General features: G+C 68.4%; 17 protein-coding genes and 1 pseudogene. 11 read left to right on the top strand and 7 right to left on the bottom strand.

Annotation, left to right across the window (positions count from 1 at the left end; all coding sequences use genetic code 11):
• Positions 1-18: 18 nt before the first annotated feature.
• Complete coding sequence (locus ODI_RS10585; protein WP_067751058.1) at positions 19-405, bottom strand: tautomerase family protein; 387 nt, start codon at positions 403-405, stop codon at positions 19-21.
• Between the two features lie 227 nt (positions 406-632).
• Here ODI_RS10585 and rlmD point away from each other — a divergent pair, with 227 nt between their 5' ends.
• On the top strand, positions 633-1940 hold the full coding sequence (gene rlmD / locus ODI_RS10590) for a 23S rRNA (uracil(1939)-C(5))-methyltransferase RlmD (protein WP_082985202.1): 1308 nt from the start codon (positions 633-635) through the stop codon (positions 1938-1940).
• Positions 1941-2032: 92 nt separating this feature from the next.
• Here rlmD and argH read toward each other — a convergent pair whose 3' ends face one another.
• Positions 2033-3445, bottom strand: coding sequence for an argininosuccinate lyase (gene argH, locus ODI_RS10595; RefSeq protein ID WP_067751016.1), 1413 nt, complete (start codon positions 3443-3445; stop codon positions 2033-2035).
• Positions 3446-3519: 74 nt separating this feature from the next.
• Between argH and ODI_RS10600 the strand changes: the two genes are divergently transcribed.
• The 3 genes from ODI_RS10600 to ODI_RS10610 all read left to right on the top strand — a co-directional run bounded on the left by ODI_RS10600 (position 3520) and on the right by ODI_RS10610 (position 6890).
• Complete coding sequence (locus tag ODI_RS10600) at positions 3520-4824, top strand: mechanosensitive ion channel family protein (protein WP_067751014.1); 1305 nt, start codon at positions 3520-3522, stop codon at positions 4822-4824.
• Between the two features lie 66 nt (positions 4825-4890).
• On the top strand, positions 4891-6537 hold the full coding sequence (locus ODI_RS10605) for an NAD+ synthase (RefSeq protein ID WP_067751011.1): 1647 nt from the start codon (positions 4891-4893) through the stop codon (positions 6535-6537).
• Positions 6538-6551: 14 nt separating this feature from the next.
• Positions 6552-6890, top strand: coding sequence for a P-II family nitrogen regulator (locus ODI_RS10610; RefSeq protein WP_067751009.1), 339 nt, complete (start codon positions 6552-6554; stop codon positions 6888-6890).
• Positions 6891-6961: 71 nt separating this feature from the next.
• Here ODI_RS10610 and ODI_RS10615 read toward each other — a convergent pair whose 3' ends face one another.
• Positions 6962-7846, bottom strand: coding sequence for a LysR family transcriptional regulator (locus tag ODI_RS10615; RefSeq protein WP_067751007.1), 885 nt, complete (start codon positions 7844-7846; stop codon positions 6962-6964).
• 292 nt (positions 7847-8138) lie between these two features.
• Here ODI_RS10615 and ODI_RS10620 point away from each other — a divergent pair, with 292 nt between their 5' ends.
• Both ODI_RS10620 and ODI_RS10625 read left to right on the top strand, forming a co-directional pair.
• Positions 8139-9113 (top strand): Bug family tripartite tricarboxylate transporter substrate binding protein, encoded by a 975-nt coding sequence (locus ODI_RS10620; protein WP_067751004.1) that lies wholly within the window; start codon positions 8139-8141, stop codon positions 9111-9113.
• Positions 9114-9142: 29 nt separating this feature from the next.
• Complete coding sequence (locus ODI_RS10625; protein WP_067751002.1) at positions 9143-10756, top strand: gamma-glutamyltransferase family protein; 1614 nt, start codon at positions 9143-9145, stop codon at positions 10754-10756.
• A gap of 25 nt (positions 10757-10781) precedes the next feature.
• On the opposite strand, the gene ODI_RS10630 is transcribed toward ODI_RS10625, so the two are convergent.
• On the bottom strand, positions 10782-11354 hold the full coding sequence (locus ODI_RS10630; protein ID WP_067751000.1) for a chorismate--pyruvate lyase family protein: 573 nt from the start codon (positions 11352-11354) through the stop codon (positions 10782-10784).
• A 176-nt stretch (positions 11355-11530) separates the two neighbouring features.
• On the opposite strand from ODI_RS10630, the pseudogene ODI_RS10635 reads away from it, so the two are divergent.
• The 3 genes and pseudogenes from ODI_RS10635 to ODI_RS10645 all read left to right on the top strand — a co-directional run.
• Positions 11531-12259, top strand: a pseudogene (locus ODI_RS10635) (pseudouridine synthase); the annotation flags it as partial.
• 386 nt (positions 12260-12645) lie between these two features.
• Positions 12646-13845 carry an efflux RND transporter periplasmic adaptor subunit gene (locus tag ODI_RS10640; protein ID WP_067751055.1) on the top strand — a complete coding sequence of 400 codons (1200 nt, stop codon included), beginning with the start codon at positions 12646-12648 and terminating at the stop codon, positions 13843-13845.
• A gap of 13 nt (positions 13846-13858) precedes the next feature.
• Entirely contained in the window at positions 13859-17014 is a 3156-nt protein-coding gene (locus ODI_RS10645) for an efflux RND transporter permease subunit (RefSeq protein WP_067750998.1), read from the top strand.
• A gap of 92 nt (positions 17015-17106) precedes the next feature.
• On the opposite strand, the gene ODI_RS10650 is transcribed toward ODI_RS10645, so the two are convergent.
• The gene (locus ODI_RS10650) at positions 17107-17964 is read right to left on the bottom strand and encodes a 23S rRNA (adenine(2030)-N(6))-methyltransferase RlmJ (RefSeq protein WP_067750995.1); all 858 of its coding nucleotides are present in this window, start codon (positions 17962-17964) and stop codon (positions 17107-17109) included.
• Between the two features lie 49 nt (positions 17965-18013).
• The gene (ugpQ, locus tag ODI_RS10655; protein WP_067750992.1) at positions 18014-18760 is read right to left on the bottom strand and encodes a glycerophosphodiester phosphodiesterase; all 747 of its coding nucleotides are present in this window, start codon (positions 18758-18760) and stop codon (positions 18014-18016) included.
• Between the two features lie 239 nt (positions 18761-18999).
• On the opposite strand from ugpQ, the gene ODI_RS10660 reads away from it, so the two are divergent.
• Positions 19000-20958 (top strand): SurA N-terminal domain-containing protein, encoded by a 1959-nt coding sequence (locus tag ODI_RS10660; protein ID WP_067750989.1) that lies wholly within the window; start codon positions 19000-19002, stop codon positions 20956-20958.
• 145 nt (positions 20959-21103) lie between these two features.
• Here the strand turns inward: ODI_RS10660 and ODI_RS10665 are convergent, their stop codons facing one another.
• Complete coding sequence (locus tag ODI_RS10665; protein ID WP_067750987.1) at positions 21104-21772, bottom strand: arylesterase; 669 nt, start codon at positions 21770-21772, stop codon at positions 21104-21106.
• On the opposite strand from ODI_RS10665, the gene ODI_RS10670 reads away from it, so the two are divergent.
• A complete protein-coding gene (locus tag ODI_RS10670) occupies positions 21771-22481 on the top strand; it encodes an ABC transporter ATP-binding protein (RefSeq protein WP_098020893.1) in 711 nt (236 codons plus the stop codon). The two genes, ODI_RS10665 and ODI_RS10670, sit on opposite strands and share 2 nt — an antisense overlap.
• The last annotated feature ends 6 nt before the right edge of the window (positions 22482-22487 follow it).

Consider the following 22487-nt stretch of genomic DNA (forward strand, 5'->3'; position numbering starts at 1 on the left):
TGCAGCCGGGGCGTTCGCTCACACGTCTATCTTGAAACCGAGATCGATGTCGCTGGCGGGCAATCCCCTGAGCCCCCAGTTCACGGGGTCGATTTCGACAAGAATGATCTTGATGTCGTGCTTCGGCACGCCCAGGGCCGACAGCTCGTCCGTCATGGCGGCATACAAGCGCCGTTTGGCCTCGGTCGAGCGCCCGGAGAAGAGCTTGATCTCGATGACCGAGTAGGCCGGCCCCTTGCCCCGGGGAACGATCATGGCATCGGCGTCATGTTCAGCCAGGCTGATGCAGCGATCGTCGTCCGGGATCTTCAAGCCTTGCTGGAGCGCGCGCTGGACGGCTTCGATGACGGCCAGGCGTCGTTCGCCGATCCATCCCCGTCGGGTGTCTATCCTGGTGGCAGGCATGGGTTTCCTTTCCGTTGTTCGGGCGGCCTCCCGCCAGTACCCGATCCTGGCCATTGTGATCACGGCTGCGTCGGCGGGCAAGCCCTGGCTAGCCTGTTCCGGGACTGGCTGCTGCGCCGCCCCGGTGCCCCCCGGGAAGCATGGCCATGTGAGACCTGCCCCGGCTTCTTCTACAATGCCCGCTTTGCCCGATTTCTGGATCGCGTCCGCGACGCGACTTAACACCCGTGGAAGAACTCCTCAGCATCGAATCCCTGGACCTCGAGGCCCGGGGCATCGCCCGCCGTGACGGCAAGGTCATCTTCGTCGAAGGCGCCTTGCCCGGCGAACGCGTGACGGCCACCACCGTGCGCCGCAAGCCTTCGTACGAAATCGCCCGCGTGGACACCGTGCGCCGCGCCTCGTCGCAGCGCGTCGAACCGCGCTGCCCGCATTTCGGCGTCTGTGGCGGCTGTGCCATGCAGCACCTGGAGCCCACCGCCCAGGTCGCCATCAAGCAGCGCGCGCTGGAAGACTGCTTCCAGCATGTGGGCAACCTCTCGCCCGCGCGCATGCTGCCGCCGCTGCACGGTCCCACCTGGGGCTATCGCTTCCGCGCCCGCCTGTCGGTGCGCGTGGTGCCCAAGAAGGGCGGCGTGCTGGTGGGCTTCCACGAGCGCAAGAGCAGCTATGTTGCCGACATGCGGACCTGTCATGTGCTGCCGCCCAAGGTGGCGGCGCTGCTGATGCCGCTGCGCGCGCTCATCACGGTCATGTCGGCGCCGCAACGCATGCCGCAGATCGAGGTCGCCGTGGGCGATGCCGCCGTGGTGCTGGTGCTGCGCCACCTGGAGCCGCTGACGGACGACGACATCGCCAAGCTGCGCGCTTTCGCGGCCGAGCACGGCATCTCGTGGTGGCTGCAATCGAAGGGCCCCGAGACGGTCAAGCCGCTGGATCCGGCCGACGACGACATCCTGTCCTATCGCCTGCCCGAGTTCGGCCTGCGCATGCCGTACCGGCCCACCGACTTCACGCAGGTCAATCCCTACATCAACCAGGCGCTGGTCTCGCGCGCGCTGACCCTGCTGGACGTGCAGCCTGAAGACCGCGTGGCGGATCTCTTTTGCGGCCTGGGCAACTTCACGCTGCCGCTGGCCACGCAGGCCCGCGAGGTCGTCGGCATCGAAGGCAGCAAGACCCTGACCGATCGCGCGCTGGAAGCCGCGGCGCGTCACGGCCTGGATGGCCGCACGCGTTTTGCCACGCTGAACCTCTTCGAGGTGGATGTGCAATGGCTGCGCGACCTGGGCCACTTCGACCGCATGCTGATCGACCCGCCCCGTGAGGGTGCCCATGCCGTGTCGCAGGCGCTGGCGCTGCTGGCGCCGGAAGAGCGGCCGCGCCGCATCGTCTATGTGTCCTGTAGCCCGTCCACGCTGGCGCGTGACGCGGCCATCCTCGTGCACGAAGGCGGCTACAAACTGCGCAGCGCGGGCGTGGTCAACATGTTCCCGCATACCGGGCACGTGGAGTCGATCGCGGTGTTCGAGTAAGGCTTGCTGGCCGGCCTGGTCAGGCGCAGTAAAAAGGGCAGCCCCGCGGGGCTGCCCTTTTTACGTTGCGCGATGTGTGTTCAAGGCCGTGATCAGGCCCCGTCCAGGATGCGCTGCGCCTCGATGCGCACGCGCTCGGGGGCGGTGCCGCCGATGTGCGAGCGCGACGCCACCGAGCCTTCCAGCGTCAGGACCTGGTGGATGTCGTCCTCGATGGACGGGTGGAAGGCCTGCAATTCAGCGGTGCTCAGGTCCGCCAGGTCGCAGCCGCGTTCCTCGCAGGCCCGCACGGCATGCGCCACGGTTTCGTGGGCGTCGCGGAAGGGCAGGCCACGCTTGACCAGGTAGTCGGCCAGGTCGGTGGCGGTGGCGAAACCCTGGCGGGCGGCCGCGCGCATGGCGTCCTGCTTCACCGTGATGCCGGCGGCCATGTCCACGAAGATCGTGAGCGTGTCGCGGATGGTGTCGGCGGTGTCGAAAAGGCCTTCCTTGTCTTCCTGGTTGTCCTTGTTGTAGGCCAGCGGCTGGCCTTTCATCAGGGTCAGCAGCGCCACCAGGTGGCCGTTCACGCGGCCGGTCTTGCCGCGCGCCAGCTCGGGCACGTCGGGGTTCTTCTTCTGCGGCATGATCGAACTGCCGGTGCAGTAGCGGTCGGCCAGGTCGATGAAGCCCACGCGCGGGCTCATCCACAGCACCAGTTCTTCCGACAGGCGCGACACGTGCGTCATGATCAGCGCGCTGGCGGCGCAGAACTCGATGGCGAAGTCACGGTCGGACACGGCGTCCAGCGAGTTGCGGCATACGCCGTCGAAGGACAGCGTCGCGGCCACGCGCTCGCGGTCGATGGGGTAGCTGGTGCCGGCCAGCGCGGCGGCGCCCAGCGGCAGGCGGTTCACGCGCTTGCGGCAGTCCGCCAGGCGCTCGGCGTCGCGGCCGAACATCTCGGCATAGGCCAGCAGGTGATGGCCGAAGGTGACGGGTTGGGCCACCTGCAGGTGCGTGAAGCCCGGCAGGATGGTGTCGGCATGGGTCAGCGCCACCTGGGCCAGCGCGCGGCGCAGTTGGCCCAGCAGGTCGATGGCGGTGTCGATCTCGGCGCGCAGCCACAGGCGGATGTCGGTGGCCACCTGGTCATTGCGCGAACGGCCTGTGTGCAGGCGCTTGCCGGCGTCGCCGACCAGTTCCACCAGGCGCTTCTCGATGTTCAGGTGCACGTCTTCCAGGTCCAGCAGCCACTGGAACTCGCCGCGCTCGATTTCGCCCAGGATCTGGGTCATGCCGCGCTCGATGTCGGCGCGGTCCTGGGCCGAGATCACCCCCACTGCGGACAGCATCTCGGCGTGGGCGAGCGAGCCCTGGATGTCGAAGCGGGCCAGGCGCTTGTCGAAGTCGACCGAGGCCGTATAGCGCTTGACGAGATCGGATACCGGTTCCGAGAACCGGGCGGACCAGGCTTGGGCCTTGTTGGCGAACTGGTCTTGCGGGGAGGAGGGAGTATTGGACATGGTGGACGGATTATAGATGGACGATAATCCTCCGTCCCCTATCAGATGCCGGGCCCGCCGCGCCCGCCCCAGGAATGGAAGACACTCTTGCCGAACTGGCCGCCCCGGTGGCGGCCCATCTGCCCCAGCAGCCCTGGATACAGACCCTGCTGGGCATCCTGGCGCTGGTGCTCGGGGCGTTCGCCGTCCAGTGGCTGGTGGCCCGCGCCGTGCTCTACGTGGCGCACCGGCTGCTGGTGCTGAGCGACAAACAGGACTGGGACGAGGCCTTGCGCCGCCGCCGGGCCTATCACCGCCTCTGGTACGCCGTGCCCTTCCTGGTGGTGGCCTATGGCGCACCGCTCATTCCCCATGCCCGTGAGGGCCTGCTCGAGGCCGTTTCCCGCATCGGCCTGTCCATTGCCTGGGTCTACATCCTGATGGCCCTGCGCAGCGTGCTGAGCGCCGCGCAGGATACCTACGCCGCCACCACCCGGGCGCAGACCCGCTCCATCAAGGGCTACATCCAGCTGGGCAAGATCGCGGTGCTGGTGGTCTGCGTCGTGCTGGTCGTGTCCATCCTGGTCGATCGCTCGCCGTTGCTCATGATCTCCGGCCTGGGCGCCCTGTCGGCGGTGCTGCTGCTGGTGTTCAAGGACACGCTGCTGTCGCTGGTGGCCAGCACCCAGCTTACTTCCAACGACATGCTGCGCATCGGCGACTGGATCGAGATGCCCCAGGCCGGCGCCGATGGTTTCGTCATCGATATCGCCCTGCACACGGTGAAGGTGCAGAACTGGGACAAGACCGTCACCACCGTGCCCACCTACAAGCTGTTCTCGGAAAGCTATCGCAATTGGCGCCAGATGTTCGAATCGGGCGGGCGCCGCATCAAGCGCACCTTGCGCATCGACGCGGCCAGCGTGCGTTTCCTGCGCGACGACGAGCGCGATTCGCTGATGCGTTTTCGCCTGCTGCACGATTACCTGAAAGGCAAGCAGACCGATATCGAGCAGACCAACCAGTCATTGGGCGAGGATGCGGCCTTGCCGGCGAATCGGCGGCGGCTGACGAACATCGGCACGTTCCGGGCCTATGCGCTGGCGTACCTGAAGGGCAATCCCGAGCTGCACAAGGAAATGCTGATGCTGGTGCGGATGATGGAGCCGGATGCGAACGGCATACCGGTGGAGGTGTACTGCTTCGCCAACAAGACCGCCTGGGTGGAGTATGAACGGATACAGGGGGACATCTTCGACCACCTGCTGGCGATCCTGCCGGAGCTGGGCTTGCGGCTGTACCAGGCGCCGTCGGGGTTTGATTTTGCGGCGGGGATGGCTGAGCGGGTGGGAAGGGATGGTGGGGTGGAGGCGTTGGTGGAGGGGCATCGGGCGCCCTAGCGATCGAGAGGCCTGGGCCCATGCAATAATCCCCGGTTCCCCTTTCCCCAACACCGGAAGCCGCCCATGACCGCCGCGCGGGTCGCGATCGCCCAACTCAACGTCCGTGTCGGAGACCTGGCCGGCAATGCCACCAGGATCCTGGACGCCGCCCGCCAGGCCCATGCCCAGGGCGCCGACGTGCTGCTGACCACCGAGCTGTCGCTGACGGGCTATCCGCCCGAAGACCTGCTGCTGCGGCCGCAGTTCATCGCGCAGGCGGGCCAGGCGCTGGACGCGCTGCGGCGCGACCTGGCCGCGCTGAAGGGCCTGTACGTCGTGGTGGGCCATCCGGTGCTCCGCGCCGGCCACCTCTACAACGCTGCTTCCGTGCTGCACCAGGGCGACTGCCTGGGCGTGTACGGCAAGCGTGAGTTGCCAAACTACGCCGTCTTCGACGAGCAGCGCTACTTCACGTCCGATGGCGCGCCGCTGGTCTTCGAGGTCAAGGGCGTGAAGCTGGGCGTCACCATCTGTGAAGACATCTGGTTCGAGACCGCGCCGCGCGCCGCGGCGGAGCAGGGCGCGCGCGTGCTGCTGGTGCCCAATGCCTCGCCTTTCAATGTCGGCAAGCAGCGCCTGCGCGCCGACGTGGTGGCGCGCTGCGTGCGCGACACGGGTTGCGCGGTGCTGTATGCCAATGCGGTCGGCGGGCAGGACGAGCTGATCTTCGACGGCGCGTCGTTCGCCTGCGATGCCTCGGGCCGGCTGGCCGCGCGCCTGCCCGATTTCGAGGAAGCGCTGCGCGTGCTGACGGTGACCGCCGAGGGCGGCGTGCAAGACGCGCCGGATGCGCCCACGCCCGCGGTGGAGGCGCTGCCGCTGGAGGCGCGCGTCTGGGGCGCGCTGAAGCTGGGTGTGCGTGATTACCTGGGCAAGAACGGATTCCAGGGCGCCATCATCGGCCTGTCGGGCGGGATCGATTCCGCAGTGGTGCTGGCCGTGGCCGTGGACGCGCTGGGCGCGGACCGCGTGCGCACGGTGATGATGCCCTCGCGCTATACCGCCGACATTTCCACGACGGATGCCGCCGAGATGGCGCGCCGGCTGGGGGTGCGGCATGACGACATCGCCATCGGTCCCATCGTGGACCAGTTCGAGGCGGGCCTGGCGCCGCTGTTCGCGGGTCTGCCCGTGGATGCCACGGAAGAGAACCTGCAGGCGCGCGCGCGCGGCACGCTGCTGATGGCGCTGTCGAACAAGACCGGCTGGATGGTGCTGACGACTGGCAACAAGTCGGAAATGGCCACGGGCTATTGCACGCTGTACGGCGACATGGCCGGCGGCTTCGCGGTGATCAAGGACGTGCCCAAGACGTTGGTGTACCGCCTGGCAAGCTGGCGCAACACGGTGGGCGACGTCATTCCCACCCGCATCATCACGCGCCCGCCCTCGGCCGAGCTGCGTCCGGACCAGACCGACCAGGACAGCCTGCCGCCTTACGACATCCTGGACGAGATCCTGCGCCGGCACATGGAAGAGAACGAGTCGGGCGCCGATATCGTGGCGGCCGGACTGCCGGCCGACGCGGTGGAGCAGGTGTTGCGGCTTTTGCGCATCAATGAATACAAGCGCCGCCAGGCGCCGCCCGGGCCGCGCATCACGCCGCGCGCGTTCGGCCGGGATTGGCGCTATCCTCTCGTCAACGGATTCCGAGAAAAACAAACCTCCTGAAGGACACGTGCATCGTGAAGCAAGTTACCGCCATCATCAAACCGTTCAAGCTCGACGAAGTGCGCGAAGCGCTGGCCGAAGTGGGCGTCAGCGGCCTGACCGTCACCGAGGTCAAGGGGTTTGGCCGCCAGAAGGGCCATACCGAGCTGTATCGCGGCGCGGAATACGTGGTGGACTTCCTGCCCAAGATCCGTGTGGAGGTCGTGCTGGCCGATGAACTGGTCGAGCAGGCCATCGAAGCCATCGTGCGCGCGGCGCGCACCGGCAAGATCGGCGACGGCAAGATCTTCGTCACGCCCGTCGAGCAGGCCATCCGCATCCGCACGGGCGAGTCGGGCGACGCGGCGCTGTAAGGCTGCGCTGCCCAGCCGGGCGCCAGTGAAGAACGCACGCGGGGACGCGTGCGTTTTTTATTGCCCGGCCGTTATCTCCCGCCGAAACGCTGCGCGCACAGCGCCAGCAGCGCGGCGGTCACGTCCTGGCGGCCGTGGCCCATGCGTTCGATCATGCCGATGGCCCGGGCCGCGTTGCGCGCCTGGGCGGGCAGCGGCAGCAGTGTCAGCGCCGGGTCGGCGTGCCAGCTGGCGCGGTTCAGCTTGGGCAGCAGCGTGACGCCCACCTCCTGCCGGACCAGTTCCACCAGCGTCTCGATGGCGTTCAGTTCCAGGAACTCGTTCACCGGCCATTGCAGGCGGTGCAGCGTCTGCTCCACCAGCCTGCCGGTCAGTTCGTTGCGGTCGAAACGCAGGAAGGGGCTGCGCGCCACGGCGTCGCGCGCGCGCCGCACCGGCAGGGACGCGGGCGCGATGACGACCAGCGGTTCGTCATAGAGCGGCGTCCAGCGCAGCGCTGCGCTGGCGTGGCGCGGCTCCACCACGAGCGCGGCATCCAGCTCGCCCGCTTCGACGCTGTGGGCCAGGTCTTCGGCCTTGCCGGAGAACACGCGCACGTCCAGGTCGCGGTGCTGCTGCTTCAAGGCCGACACGACCTGGGAGAGCGTTGCCATGCACGAGACGATGGCGCCCAGCGACACGGCGCCGGCCAGGCGGCCATCGGCGGCGCGGCCGCCGCGCAGGCGCTCGTAGTGGTCCAGCAGGCCGATGGCCTCGGGCACCAGCTCGTGGCCGGCGGCGGTCAGCACGGCCAGCCGGCCGCTGCGTTCGAACAGCTTGCGGCCCAGTTCGTTTTCCAGCGCGCGCATCTGGAAGCTGACCGCCGCCTGCGTCAGGCCCACGTGCTCGCCTGCCTCGGTATACGAGCCGTGCCGGGCCACCGCCAGGAAGGTGCGGAAGAAGCGCAGGGTATTCATAAGTTTTTTTATTGAATGCCGGAAAGAAAGCAAATTGATTTGATTGAACCACAGGCGTACCTTATCCGCTTCCCATGGCGGCGAAGCCGTTGCGGGAACCCCCGGCCGTATCGGGCCAGCGCAGGAAAAAGCGCCCCCACGCCGCGCCTTCGGCTTGCTGCCCCCCAAGGGGCGGTTTTTGCCTTGGGGCGGCCCGGCGGCAAAAAGGCATCGAACGCACGGGGGAAGGAGCGAGGTTGGAAGGGGCAGCAAAGGCGTTTGCCGATTCATAACCACTCTTGGGGAAAACAACATGCAATCCGTCGTACGTAGCGTCTGCGCCCTGACCTTGGCATTGGGGCTTGCAGCAGGCGCGCAAGCAGCCTATCCAGAAAAACCCGTGCAGCTCCTCATTTCCTTCCCGCCCGCCGGGGCCACCGATGTGCTGGCGCGTGCCGTCGGCCAGAAACTGTCGGCGGCGCTGGGGCAGTCGGTGGTGGTCGAGAACCGTCCCGGCGCGGGCGGGGCCATCGGCCTGACAGCCGCGGCGCGCGCGCCTGCCGACGGCTACACGCTGTATCTGGCGGCCGTCACCAACCAGGCCATTGCGGCGTCGGTCTATGCCGACCAGAAGGTGAGCCTGATCGACGACTTCACGCCCATCGGCAGCGTGGGCTACGTGCCGCATGCGCTCGTGGTGCCGAGTTCCTTGCCGGTGTCCAGCGTGGGCGACCTGGTCAAGCACATCGCCGCCACGCCGGGGAAGTACAACTTCGCCTCGCAGGGCACGGGCACGCTGTCGCACCTGGAGTCCGAGCTGTTCGCCATGAAGGCCAAGCTGGACCTGGTGCATGTGCCCTACAAGGGCAGTTCACAGGCCTTGCCCGATGTGGTGAATGGCTCTTCCGTGATGATGTTCGACAGCATTCCGGGCTCGATGCCGCTGGTGACCGCCGGCAAGCTGAAGTTCCTGGCCGTGGCATCCAGCCAGCGCGTCAGCCTGCTGCCCGACGTGCCGACGCTGGCCGAGGCGGGCGTGCAGGGGGTGGAGGCCAACAACCTGTTCGGCCTCGTCGCGCCGCGCGGCACGCCGCAAGCCGTGATCGACACCGTGGCCGCCGCCCTGGAAAAGGCGCTGGCCCAGCCTGACCTGAAAGCCTCACTGGCGGCGCAGGGCGCGGAGCTGCACTATGCGCCGGGCCCCGAGCTGGGGGCGGCGATCAAGCAGGAGCATGTTTTCTGGGGCGACGTGGTCAAGGCGGCCGGCGTGTCCCAGAACAAACCATAATCCCGTTATACCTATAGGAACCCTGGAGGATGACCATGCCTACGCAACCGACCGATTTCTGGTCGTTTCCCTATCCCTCGCAACGCATGCCGGTCCTGGCCGACAACGTCGTGAGCACCTCGCAGCCCCTGGCCAGCGCCGCGGGCCTGCAGATGCTGCAACGCGGCGGCAACGCCGTCGATGCCGCGCTGGCCACCGCCATCGCGCTGACGGTGGTCGAGCCCTGCATGAACGGCATCGGCGGCGATGCCTTCGCGCTGATCTGGGATGGGACGCGTATGCATGGCCTGAACGCCAGCGGGCGCGCGCCCAAGGCCTGGACGCACGAGCGGTTCAAGGACCTGCCCGGCATGCCGTTCCGGGGCTGGGATGCCGTGACGGTGCCGGGCGCCGTGTCGGCCTGGCGGATGGTCTGGGAGAAGTTCGGCTCGCTGCCGTTCGAGGACCTCTTCGAACCCGCCATCCGTTATGCGCATGACGGCTTCCTGGTGTCGCATACCGTGCATCGCCAGTGGCAGGAGCAGGTGGCGGAATTGTCGCCGCAGCCGGGCTTCGCCGACGCCTTCGCGCCGCGTGGACGCGCGCCGCTGCCGGGCGAGCGTTTCGTGTGCCCCGGCCAGGCCGGTACGCTGCGCGAGATCGCCCGCACGCGAGGTGAGTCGTTCTATCACGGTGAGCTGGCCGCGGCCATCGCCGCGCATGCGCGCGCCACCGGCGGCCTGATCACCGAGGCCGACCTGGCCGCGCACGAATCGAACTGGGTCGATCCCATCCGCATGGGCTATCGCGACCTGGAACTGCTGGAAATCGGCCCGAGCGGGCAGGGCATCGGCGCACTGATGGCGCTGGGCATGCTGGACAGCCTGGGCGTGGATCCCGGGGAGCGGGACACGGCGCAGGGCATCCACCTGCAGATGGAGGCCATGAAACTGGCCTTCGCCGACATGCAGGCCTACGTGGCAGACCCCGACGCGATGACGTCGGTGCGTGCCGGCGACCTGCTGGACAAGGGCTATCTGGCCGAGCGCGCCAAGCGCATCGACCCGTCGCGCGCCAGCGATGCGCGTCCCGGCCAGCCGCATTCGGGCGGCACGGTCTACCTGACCACGGCCGACAGCAAGGGCATGATGGTGTCCTTCATCCAGTCGAACTTCAAGGGTTTCGGGTCCGGCGTCGTGGTGCCCGGACGCGGCATCGCGCTGCATAACCGCGGTTGGGGCTTCAGCAACAAGGCCGGCCACCCGAATGTGGTGGCGCCGGGCAAGCGGCCTTTCCACACGATCATTCCGGGTTTCCTGATGCGCGGCGGCCAGCCCTATGCCACGCTGGGCGTCATGGGGGGATCGATGCAGGCGCAAGGCCATGTGCAGATGACCTGCCGCCTGGCCGACCATGGCCAGAACCCGCAAGCGGCCAGCGACGCGCCGCGCTGGCGCGTGAAGGACGACAACCACGGCGTGGCGGTGGAGTGGAACATGCCGGCCGAGGCGGTGGAAGGCCTGAAGGCGCTGGGCCATCCGGTGCAGGTGGCGCCGCGCTTCGACATGGAGTTCGGTTGCGCGCAGATGGCCATGCGCCTGGACGGCGGCGGCTACCTGGCCGCGTCCGACCATCGCAAGGACGGCTACGCGGTCGGTTGCTGATCTGCCTGCCACTGTCCCGGCGGGATCAACGGGGCAGCGCCAGTTCCCAGAACGCCGGCAGGAAGCACTCGGCCACCATCAGCGGCTGGCCGTGGCGCCAGAACACCGACCGCCGCGCCAGCAGGCGGGGCAGGTCGCCGGGTTCGTGCGCATCGGCGCCGGCCAGCGGCAGCGCCACCCCGTGGATGGCTTGCGCGGGTGTCAGGCGCGCCACCTGGAAGGGGGAGCGCGCGATGCTGCGGTCGTGATACAGCATGTCGGCCAGCGGCCGCGTGCGTAGCCGCCGCACGCCTTGCCAGGTGGCATGCGATGCCGCCAGCGGCGTGACGCTGCGCGCCACCACGCTGTCGATGCCATCGACGGCCATGGCGACTTCGCGCACCCACACCGCGCTGCGTGGCGCGCGACGCAGGCCTGGCGCTTCGTCGGGCGCCAGGCCGGCGGGATACTCGGCCAGCACGCGCAGCTCGACGTGCCCCAGCTGGCGCAGGCCGGCGGTGAGCGCGCCGGGGCGCAGCAGCCAATGGTGTTGCAGGGATGTCCAGGAAGGGGCTGGGCTAGCGCGCCAGCCCCCAGAGTGTTGCGATGCCTGATTCATGGGGTGCCTTTTGCCGCCGGGCCGCCCCAAGGCAAAAGCGCCCCCTCGGGGGGCAGCAAGCCGAAGGCGCGGCGTGGGGGTGCCATTATGGACGAAACGCCCCGGGCGCCGGGAGCGGGGTGGCTTTCGGTCCGCCGGGTGGGGTTAACATTCGACCATTGTTTCCCAGGCATTCCATGGAAAAAGTACGCATCTCCAAGCTCATGTCCGAACGCGGACTGTGTTCCCGCCGCGAAGCCGACGGCTATATCGAACGCGGCTGGGTCAAGGTCGACGGCGTGGTCGTGTCCGAACTGGGCGCGCGCGTCTTTCCTTCGCAGGCCATCACGCTGGAGCGCGGCGCGCAGGCCCAGCAGGCCGCGCGCATGACCGTGCTGCTGCACAAGCCGGTGGGCTATGTGTCGGGACAGGCCGAGGACGGCTACGAGCCTGCCGTCGTGCTGGTCACGCCGCAGAACCAGTGGCGCGGCGGCGCGGCCGGTCCAGCCTTCGACCGTGCCCACCTGCGCGGCCTGGCGCCTGCCGGGCGCCTGGACATCGATTCCACGGGCCTCCTGGTGCTGACCCAGAACGGCGCGGTGGCGCGCACGCTGATCGGCGAGGACTCCGACGTCGACAAGGAATACCTCGTGCGCGTGCAGGGAAAGCTGGGTGCCGATGGCCTGGCGCTGCTCAATCACGGGCTGACGCTGGATGGCCGCGCATTGCGTCCCGCCCAGGTGTCCTGGCAGAACGACGACCAGTTGCGCTTCGTGCTGCGCGAAGGCCGCAAGCGCCAGATCCGCCGCATGTGCGAACTGGTGGGACTGAAGGTCATCGGCCTGAAGCGCGTGCGCATTGGCAATGTGGTGCTGGGCGACCTGCCGGTGGGGCAGTGGCGCTACCTGCGCCCCGATGAGAAGTTCGATGGGCCCGTGGCCGCCAGGCCCGCGCCGCGTCCCCGCGCGCCGGCATCCTCCCCGCCTGCCGCGCCCTTCAAGCGCGAAGGCGCGGGCCGGCCGGCAGCCAGGACGGCGCCACGCCGTCCCGTCGCCGGTGTGCGCCGCGGTCCGGCAAAGGACTGATTTGCCAGGGGTTCGCCCGCGACCTGCGGGATTTCCCTGGGCAGGCGGCTGAAATAATTGTCCTGATTGCGGAACTCTCTTGTTCCGCCAGACTCTTTGACTAGGCAAAGAAAAAGCGCACAATACGCGCTTCGTTTTTGCGCTGCAGCAAATCTTTCGTCCGACAGGCCGGCATGTCCGCTCCCGTGGTGCGCCGGCTTCCGCTTTTCCTCCATTCCGCGCCTCCCATGAAGAACATCACCTGCCGCGTCGCGGCACTGACGACGGTCCTGCTGGGCCTGGCTGCCTGCGGCAAGACCGCGCCCGAGACGCCCCAGGCGTCCACGCCCGAAGTCGGCGTCGTGACCCTGCAGACCGAGTCGGTGGCCCTGTCGGCCGAATTGCCGGGGCGCACCACGCCCACGCGCATCGCCGAAGTGCGCCCCCAGGTCAACGGCATCGTGAAGAAGCGCTTGTTCGAGGAAGGCGGCACGGTCAAGGCGGGCGAGCAGCTTTATCAGATCGACCCCGCGCTGTACCAGGCCGAGCTGGACAGCCGCCGGGCGGCGCTGGCGCGCGCGCAGGCCTCCGCGAAATCGGCCGCGCTGCTGGCCGACCGCTACAAGCCGCTGGTGGCCAGCAATGCCGTCAGCAAGCAGACCTTCGACGACGCCATCGCCGCGCGCGACCAGGCCAACGCCGACGTGCAGTCGGCCCGCGCGGCGCTCGAAACGGCGCGCATCAACACGGTCTACACGCGCGTGCTGTCGCCCATCGACGGCATCATCGGCCGCTCCAGCGTGACCGAAGGCGCGCTCGTCACCGCCAACCAGGCCAATGCCCTGGCCACTGTGCAGCAGATCGATCCCATCTATGTCGACGTCACGCAATCCAGCGTGCAGCGCCTGGCCTTGCAGGATGCGCTGGCCTCGGGCCGCCTGAAGGGCGGAGCGTCGGGCCAGGCCGAAGTGTCGCTGCGCCTGCCCGATGGCAGCGTCTATGAACAGAAAGGCCACCTGCAGTTCTCGGAAGTGACGGTGGACCCGGGCACGGGCTCCGTCACGCTGCGCGCGGTCTTCCCGAATCCCAAGCGCCGCCTGCTGCCCGGCATGTTCGTGCACGCGCGCCTGCAACAGGGCGTGGACGAGCAGGGCCTGCTGGTGCCGCAACAAGGCGTCACGCGCAACCAGCGCGGCGAGCCCACGGCGCTGGTGCTGAATGCCGAGAACACGGTCGAGCTGCGCGTGCTGCGGACGGATCGCGCCATTGGCGACAAGTGGCTGGTCACCCAGGGTCTGGCCGCGGGCGACCGCGTGATCGTCGAAGGCGTGCAGCGCGTGCGCCCCGGCGCCAAGGCCAGTGCCGTGCCCGCCAGGCAGGCGAGCCCGGCCCAGGCCGGCGCCGCGGCGCCCGCTGCCGCGCCGGCAACTGCGCCCGCGGCGAACTGAGCGGAGCGCGCGCATGGCAAAGTTCTTCATCGACCGGCCCGTCTTCGCCTGGGTGATCGCCATCGTCCTGATGATGGCGGGCGCGCTGTCGATCACCACGCTGCCGGTGTCGCAGTACCCGAACATCGCGCCGCCTTCGATCAGCATCCAGGTGTCCTATCCGGGCGCGTCCGCGCAGACCGTGCAGGACACCGTGGTGCAGGTGATCGAGCAGCAGATGAACGGCATCGACCGGCTGGAATACATGTCTTCGTCCAGCAATTCGGACGGCAGCATGGAAATCCAGCTGACCTTCTCGCAAGGCACCAACGCCGACACGGCCCAGGTGCAGGTGCAGAACAAGCTGCAACTGGCCATGCCGCTGCTGCCGCAGGAAGTGCAGCAGCAGGGCCTGCGGGTCACCAAGGCCACGCGCAACTTCCTGATCGTGGCGGGCTTCGTGTCCACCGACGGTTCGCTGACGCGCCAGGACATCGCCGACTACGTGGCCTCGAGCGTGCAGGATCCCATCAGCCGCACCGATGGCGTGGGCGACTTCCAGCTGTTCGGCGCGCCGTACGCCATGCGGATCTGGCTGGACCCGGAAAAGCTCAGCAACTTCGGCCTGGCCGTCAGCGACGTGACCGCCGCGATCCGCGAGCAGAACGTGCAGGTGTCGTCCGGCCAGCTGGGCGGCCTGCCCGCGGCGGTGGGCCAGCAGTTGAACGCCACCATCATCGGCCCGTCGCGGCTGCAGACGCCCGAGGAGTTCGGCGCCATCCTGCTGCACGTGAACCGCGACGGCTCGCAGGTTCGCATCCGTGACGTGGCCCGGGTCGAACTGGGCGGCCAGAACTACGCCATCAACAGCCAATACAACGGCCGTCCGGCTGCCGGCCTGGCCATCCGGCTGGCCCCCGGCGCCAACGCGCTGGATACGGCGGACGCCGTGCGCGCCACCATCGACACGCTGCGGCCTTTCTTCCCGACCGGCCTGGACGTGGTGTATCCCTACGACACCACGCCCTTCGTGAAGCTGTCGATCCAGGGCGTGTTCCAGACGCTGGCCGAGGCCGTGCTGCTGGTGTTCCTGGTGATGTACCTGTTCCTGCAGAACCTGCGGGCCACGCTGATCCCCACCATCGCCGTGCCGGTGGTGCTGCTGGGCACCTTCGGGGTGCTGGCCGCCTTCGGCTACTCCATCAACACCCTGACCATGTTCGGCATGGTGCTGGCCATCGGGCTGTTGGTGGACGATGCCATCGTGGTGGTGGAGAACGTCGAGCGGGTGATGGCGGAGGAAGGGCTGTCACCCAAGGCCGCCACGCGAAAATCGATGGGACAGATCACCGGGGCGCTGGTCGGCATCGCCATGGTGCTGTCGGCCGTGTTCGTGCCCATGGCCTTCTTCGGCGGGTCCACGGGCGTCATCTACCGCCAGTTCTCCATCACCATCGTCTCGTCCATGGTGCTGTCGGTGGTGGTCGCCATCGTGCTGACGCCCGCGCTCTGCGCGACCATGCTCAAGCCCATCCCCAAGGGCCATCACGGCGCCAAGCGGGGCTTCTTCGGCTGGTTCAATCGCACCTTCGACCGCGGCAACGACCGCTATGTCAGCGGCGTGTCGCGCCTGATCAACCGCTCGGGCCGCGTGATGCTCATCTTCGTGCTGCTGACGCTGGTCATGGCCTGGCTCTTCACGCGCATCCCCACGTCCTTCCTGCCGGGCGAAGACCAGGGCATCGTCTATGTGCAGGTGGCGGCGCCCGCCGGCGCCACGTCGGAGCGCACGCAGCAGGTGGTCGACCAGGTGCGCGACTGGATCCTGACGGAAGAGAAGGATGCCGTGCTGTCCGTCTTCGAGGTCACGGGCTTCAACTTCGCGGGCCGTGGCCAGAACGCGGCCATCATGTTCGTGCGCCTGCGCGACTGGAAGGACCGTTCGGGCGACGCCATGCGCGCCAGCGCCGTGGCGGGCCGCATCATCGCCTACGGGGCGTCGCAGGTGAAGGATGCGCAGGTGGTGGCCTTCACGCCGCCTGCGGTGATGGAACTGGGCAATGCCTCGGGCTTCGACTTCCAGCTGCAGGACCGGGCGGGCATCGGCCACCAGGCCTTCCTGGCCGCGCGCAACCAGTTGCTGCAGGAGGCCGGCAAGCATCCGGCGCTGCGCTCGGTGCGCGCCAACGGCATCGAGGACGCGCCGCAATACCAGCTGAACATCGACCGTGAGCGCATCCGCGCGCTGGGTGTGTCGATCGCCGACGTCAACAGCACGATCTCGGTGGCCTGGGGCTCGTCCTACATCAACGACTTCATCGACCGTGGCCGCGTCAAGCGCGTCTTCGTGCAGGGCGAGGCCGCGGCCCGCATGCTGCCGGAAGACCTGGAGAAGTGGTACGTGCGCAATGCCGAGGGCGGCATGGTGCCGTTCTCGGCCTTCGCCACGGCCGAGTGGACCTACGGGCCGCAGAAGCTGGGCCGCTACAACGGCGTGCCCAGCTACCAGATCCAGGGCGAACCCGCCCCGGGCTACAGTTCTGGCGACGCCATGGCCGCCATGGAGGAACTGGCGGGCAGGCTGCCGGGCGGCACGGGCTTCGAGTGGACGGGACTGTCCTTCGAAGAGCGCCTGTCGGGTGCGCAGGCGCCCGCGTTGTACGCCATCTCGCTGATCGTGGTGTTCCTGTGCCTGGCCGCGCTGTATGAAAGCTGGTCCATCCCGACTTCCGTGATGCTGGTGGTGCCGCTGGGCATCCTGGGGGCGCTGGCGGCCACCCTGATGCGTGGGCTGTCCAACGACGTCTACTTCCAGGTGGGCCTGCTCACCACGATCGGCCTGGCGGCGAAGAACGCGATCCTGATCGTGGAATTCGCCAAGGCCCACTACGAGGAAGGGGCCAGCCTGGCCGAGGCCGCGCTGCATGCCGCGCGCCAGCGGCTGCGTCCCATCCTGATGACCTCGATGGCCTTCATCCTGGGCGTGGTCCCGCGGGCCATTTCCACCGGCGCGGGCTCGGGCAGCCAGAACGCCATCGGCACCGGGGTCATCGGCGGCATGCTCAGCGCCACCTTCCTGGCGATCTTCTTCGTGCCGGTGTTCTTCGTCGTGGTGCTGAAGACCTTCAAGGTCAGGCGCCTGTCGGATCGGCAGGCGGAGGAGGACGCGCAGGGCCCGGCGGCGCATTGAGCTGGCGCCTGCCGTCCAGGCGGGCACAGGCTGCCAAGAAGAAGACCGGGTGCGCGCACCCGGTCTTTTTCATTCAGGGGACGGCGACAGCCTTATTTCTGTTTGCCGTCCAGCGTATACCCGGCCCGGTCATCCTGGGCCAGCTCCCTGGCCAGCCAGGGCAGCGTCTCGCGCAATGCCGCCTGCAGGGTCCAGGGCGGGTTGGCCACATACATGCCGCTGCCGTACAGGCCCAGGCCATCCGACGAGGGCTTGCGCACGGTCAGCGTGGCGTTCAGCCAGTTTTCCACCGGCAGCTTGGACAGCTGGCGCGGCAGTTCCTGCGATTCTCGCCGCGACACCAGGGGATACCAGACCACGAAGGTGCCCGTGGCGAAGCGTTTCAGGCCTTCGCGCACGGCGTCCTGCACGCGGCGGTAGTCTCGCTTGTCTTCATAGGGCGGGTCGATGACCACCATGCCACGCCGGGTGGGCGGGGGCAGCAGCGACTTCATGCCCTCGAAGCCGTCGGCGGCATACAGGGTCGTCTGGCGCAATTGACGGCGGTCCAGCTTCTGCAGGTTGCCGCCCAACACGCTGGCCTCGGACGGATGCAGCTCGAAGAGCCGCAGGCGGTCGCGATCGCGCAAGGCGGCCAGCGCCAGCCAGGGCGAGCCAGGATAGTGGCGCAGCGCGCCGTCCGGGTTCAGGGCCGCCACCTGCTCGATGTAGTCGGCCAGCATGGGCGGCAGGTCGTGGCGCGGCCACAGGCGGGCGATGCCGTCCAGGAACTCGCCTTTCTTGTTGGCCCATTCGCCATCCAGGGCATAGAGGCCCGCGCCCGCGTGGGTGTCGATCACCCAGTAGGGGGCATCCTTGCGGCCCAGGTGGTCGAGCATGTGCACGAGCATGGCGTGCTTGAGGACGTCGGCGTGGTTGCCGGCATGGAAGGCGTGGCGATAGCTGAACAAGGTCGTCGATGGCCCGGAGGGCGGGCGGTAAAGGAAAGAGTCGGGGAAATCAGTCGGGACGGATGAGCGCAAGCTCGTCCGTGAAGATGAGGTCGGTCTGCCACGCGCGCAGCGCATCCGCGCGGGCCAGGTCGTTGACGGTCCAGGCGCCCAGGCGGTAGCCGGCTTCGCGCACCTGCCGCGCGACCTCGGCGTCCACGTGGCGCTGGTCCATGTGCAGGGCGATGCAATCGTGCCGGGCCAGGCGCGCCAGCCAGTCGCCGGGCAGGGGACCTTCCAGCAGCAGCGCCCGGGGCAGTTCGGGCGCCACGCGCGCGGATTCGGCCAGGGCCGCTTCCGAGAACGAGGAGATGAGCGGCGGCGTGGCCGCGCCGTGCCAGAGTTCGCGCACGGCTTGTGTCACGCGCGCGCCCGTGACGGCCTCCCGGCCCGGGCAGGGCTTGATCTCGACATTGCTGGCGATCTGGTTGGCCTGGGTGTAGCGGGCCACCGCGCGCAGCGTGGGAATGGGTTCGCCCGCGTAGGGCGCGGAGTGCCAGCTGCCAGCGTCCAGCCGCGCCAGTTCGCCGTGCGTGCGCTCGGCGGCAGGGCCGCGGCCGTCCGTGGTGCGATCCAGCGTGTCGTCGTGCAGCAGTACCGGCACGTCGTCGTGGCTGAGCTTCACGTCGTACTCGGCCATGCGGAACCCGTGCGCCAGGCCGGTGCGCATGGCCGCCAGCGTGTTTTCCGGCGCGAGCCGTCCGCCGCCACGATGGGCGGCCAGGCGGGGGTAAGGCCAGGGAGCGAGCGTCTTCATGCGAGCGGGCGGGAGGGCGAAAAGGGGGGCTGGCACGCACAAGGATACCGCAGGGGCCCGGCGCGCCGCTTTCCCTTCCCCCTTTCCCTCCCTTCACATAGTGATAAACTTTCCGCGCCCCGGCCCGTCGCGCCAGGGGTTTCGTGGATGCGAGGCGAGTCCGGCTCGCCTTTTTTCACCTTGCCGCAGCGTGTGTCGCACTTCCTTCGACACGCCAAGCGGCCCAGTCCGGATACCCCATGTTCGAGTTCATTCGCACCCATCGTCGCGTGACGATGTTCCTCCTGTTCCTGCTGGTCGTGCCGTCGTTCGTGTTCTTCGGGCTCGAAAGCTACACCAGCATGAGTACCCGGGACACCGAGCTGGCCAGCGTCAAGGGCGAGCCCGTCACGGCGCAGGAATTCAGCCGCGTGCATACCAACCAGCTGGAGCAATACCGTGCCATGCTGGGCGGCCAGTTCGATCCGGCGCTCGTCGATACGCCCCAGGTCCGCCAGCGCCTGCTGGACCAGCTGATCGACCAGCGCGTCGTCGCCACCGCCGCCGTCGAAGGCCGCTATTCGGTGTCCGACGAGACGCTGCGCCGCACGATCGCCACGATCCCGGCGGTGCAGGTCGATGGCCGTTTCTCGGCCGAGCGCTATCGCGAAGCCCTGGCTGGACAAGGCCTGACGCCCGCCATGTTCGAGGCCGGCCTGCGCCGCGACCTGGCCACGGCCCAGGTGCTGGAGCCGGTCGGCGTGTCGTCCTATGTGCCCGAGGTCGTGCTGGCGTCGGTGCAGGCTGCCCTGTCTGAACAGCGTACGCTGCGCCTGCGCGCCTTCAGCGCCGACGCTTTCCGCAAGGACATCACGGTCAGCGACGCCGACGTGAAGACCTGGTACGACGCCAACGGCAAGGAACTGGAAGTGCCCGAGCACGTCAGCGCCGAATACGTGGTGCTGGACGAAGCCGTCGCCACGCAGGGCATCACGGTCAGCGATGCCGACATCGCCGACTACTACAAGAACAATGCCAGCCGCTTCGGCCGCGAAGAGCGCCGCCGTGCCAGCCACATCCTGATCGAGGCGCCGGCCAGCGCCGACCAGGCCACGCGTGACGCCGCCCGTGCCAAGGCCGAAAGCCTGGCCAAGGAAGCCGCCGCCAACCCTGACAGCTTCGCCGAGCTGGCGCGCAAGAACTCCCAGGATTCGGGTTCGGCCGCGTCCGGCGGCGACCTGGGCTGGGTCAGCCGCAACATGCTGGTCGAGCCGGTCGAGAAGGCCATCTACGGCCTGAAGCAGGGCGAAGTCTCCGGCGTGGTGCAAAGCAACTTCGGTTTCCACGTCATCCGCCTGACCGAACTGCAGGCCGCGGACGTCAAGCCGCTGGCCGACGTGCGCGAGCAGATCGTCACTGAAATCAAGAAGCAGCAGGCAGGCACGCGCTTCTCCGAACTGGCCAAGCAGTTCACCAACGCCGCGGGTCAGGGCGACAGCCTGCAACCGGCGGCCGATGCGCTGCGCGTGCAGGTGCGCAAGGCCTCGGGCATCACCCGTACGGGCCTGCTTGACGCCGCGGATGCCGGCGCCGATGCCGCCAGCGCCAGCAAGGACGTCAACCTGCTGAACGATCCTCGCGTGCGCGAAGCGCTGTTCTCGCAGGAGGTCCTGCGTGACAAGCAGAATTCCCGCGTGATGGAGCTGTCTGCCGGTCAACTGGTTGCGGTGCGCGCCGGTGCGCTTACGCCCGCCCAAGTGCCGCCGCTGGAAAAGGTGTCGGCTTCCATCCGTGACCGTCTGGTGGACGAGCGTGCTGGCGAAGCCGCTCGCAAGGCTGGCGAAGCCGCGCTGGCCGAGCTCAAGGCCGCGCCCGTCGGCGATGCGCCGGAAGGGTTTGGCCAGCCGGTCACCGTCAGCCGCCAGGATCCGGGCGCGTTGTCGCGCCAGGCCCTGGAGGCCGTGATGCGCCTGCCCAGCGCCACCTTGCCCGCTTACGCCGGTGCGGCCGATGGCGGCAATTTCGTCATCACCCGCCTGGAGAAGGTCGAGGCCGGCACCGTGACGCCCCAGCAGCAGGCCGCGCTGCGCGAGCAGATCAGCCAGGCCTGGGGCCAGGCCGAACAGCAGGCCGTGATCCAGCAACTGCGCCAGCGCTACGACGTGCGCGTGCTGCCCGCTGCCAAGGCTGCCGTCGAAGGCGAAGCCCAGACGAACTGATCGCAGGCTGCCGGCAGTATTGCCGGCAGCAAAAAAACAAACGCCCGCATCGCGGGCGTTTGTTTTTTGCGGTGGCTTTGCGGGAGGGGGACAGCCCGTCATGGCGCAGCGGTAGTGAGTCCATCGCGCAGCGCCTGCCGGGCGATCACGAGCTCGGCTGCTTCAGCACCGGCCCCAGCACCTCCCAGACATTTTCCAGGATCGCCGGTTGCGCCGCTTCCGTCGGGTGCAGGCCATCGGCCTGGAACATCGCGCGGTCGGCCGCCATGCCATCCAGGAAAAACGGGATCAGCTCGGCTTTTTCGCTTTTGGCGACCAGCGGGAACACGTCGCGGAAGCGGTCGGTATATTGCCTGCCGTAGTTGGGCGGGATCTGCATGCCGGCGATGATGACGGTGGCGCCCGCGTCGCGTGCAGCACGGGTCATGGTGCGCAGGTTCTTCTCGGTCATGTCCAGCGACAGGCCGCGCAGGGCGTCATTGGCGCCCAGCTCCAGGATCACGATAGTCGGCTGGTGGGTCTTCAACTGCCCCGGCAGCCGGCTGACGCCGCCGCTGGTGGTGTCGCCGCTGATGCTGGCATTGGCCACCCGCGCGCCCGGGTGGGACTCGGCCAGGCGCTTTTCCAGCAAGGTGACCCAGCCGCTGCCCCGCGACAGGCCATATTCGGCGCTCAGGCTGTCGCCTATGATGAGGATGCGGGGCGCAATGCCGGAACCGGACTCGGAACCACTGGCCGGCGCGGCGGTCTGAGCCTGGGCCGCCAGCAGCGGGGCGCAGACCAGGGTCAGGCAGGACAACAAACGGACAAGCATGATGAATCCCAGTAAGAAAGTGGCGAACCACGTGGCAATCGAGGCGCGTGGCGTCAGCAAGCGGGTCCAGGACGCCTCGGGCGAGCTGGTCATCCTGGACGGCATTGATTTTACGGTTCCCGTCGGCGCCGCCGTGGCCATCACGGGCAGCTCGGGGTCCGGCAAATCGACGCTGTTGGGACTGCTGGCCGGCCTGGATGTTCCCAGCGCGGGCAGCATCAGCCTGAACGGCCAGGACCTGTTTTCGCTGGACGAGGACGGCCGTGCGGGGCTGCGCGCCCGCCAGGTCGGTTTCGTATTCCAGTCCTTCCAGTTGTTGCCGAATCTGACGGCGCTGGAAAACGTCATGCTGCCGCTCGAGCTCGCGGGGCAACCGGCACGTGCAGCGGCCGAGGCCATGCTGGGACGCGTGGGCCTGGGGGCGCGCCTGCATCACTATCCGCGCACCTTGTCCGGCGGCGAGCAGCAGCGCGTCTCGCTGGCGCGAGCCTTCGTGGTGCGCCCGGCGCTGCTGTTCGCGGATGAGCCCACGGGCAGCCTCGATGCGGCCAACGGCGAGGCGATCATCGACCAGATGTTCGCCCTGCATCGCGAGCAGGGCGCCACGCTGGTGCTGGTCACCCACGATCCCGCGCTGGCCGCGCGCTGCGACCAGCAACTGGTGTTGCAGGCGGGGAAGGTGGTCGAACCGGTAGCCGCGCCGGTTTGAGCCACG

The organism is Orrella dioscoreae, from assembly GCF_900089455.2.
Classification (GTDB): Bacteria; Pseudomonadota; Gammaproteobacteria; order Burkholderiales; family Burkholderiaceae_B; genus Orrella; species Orrella dioscoreae.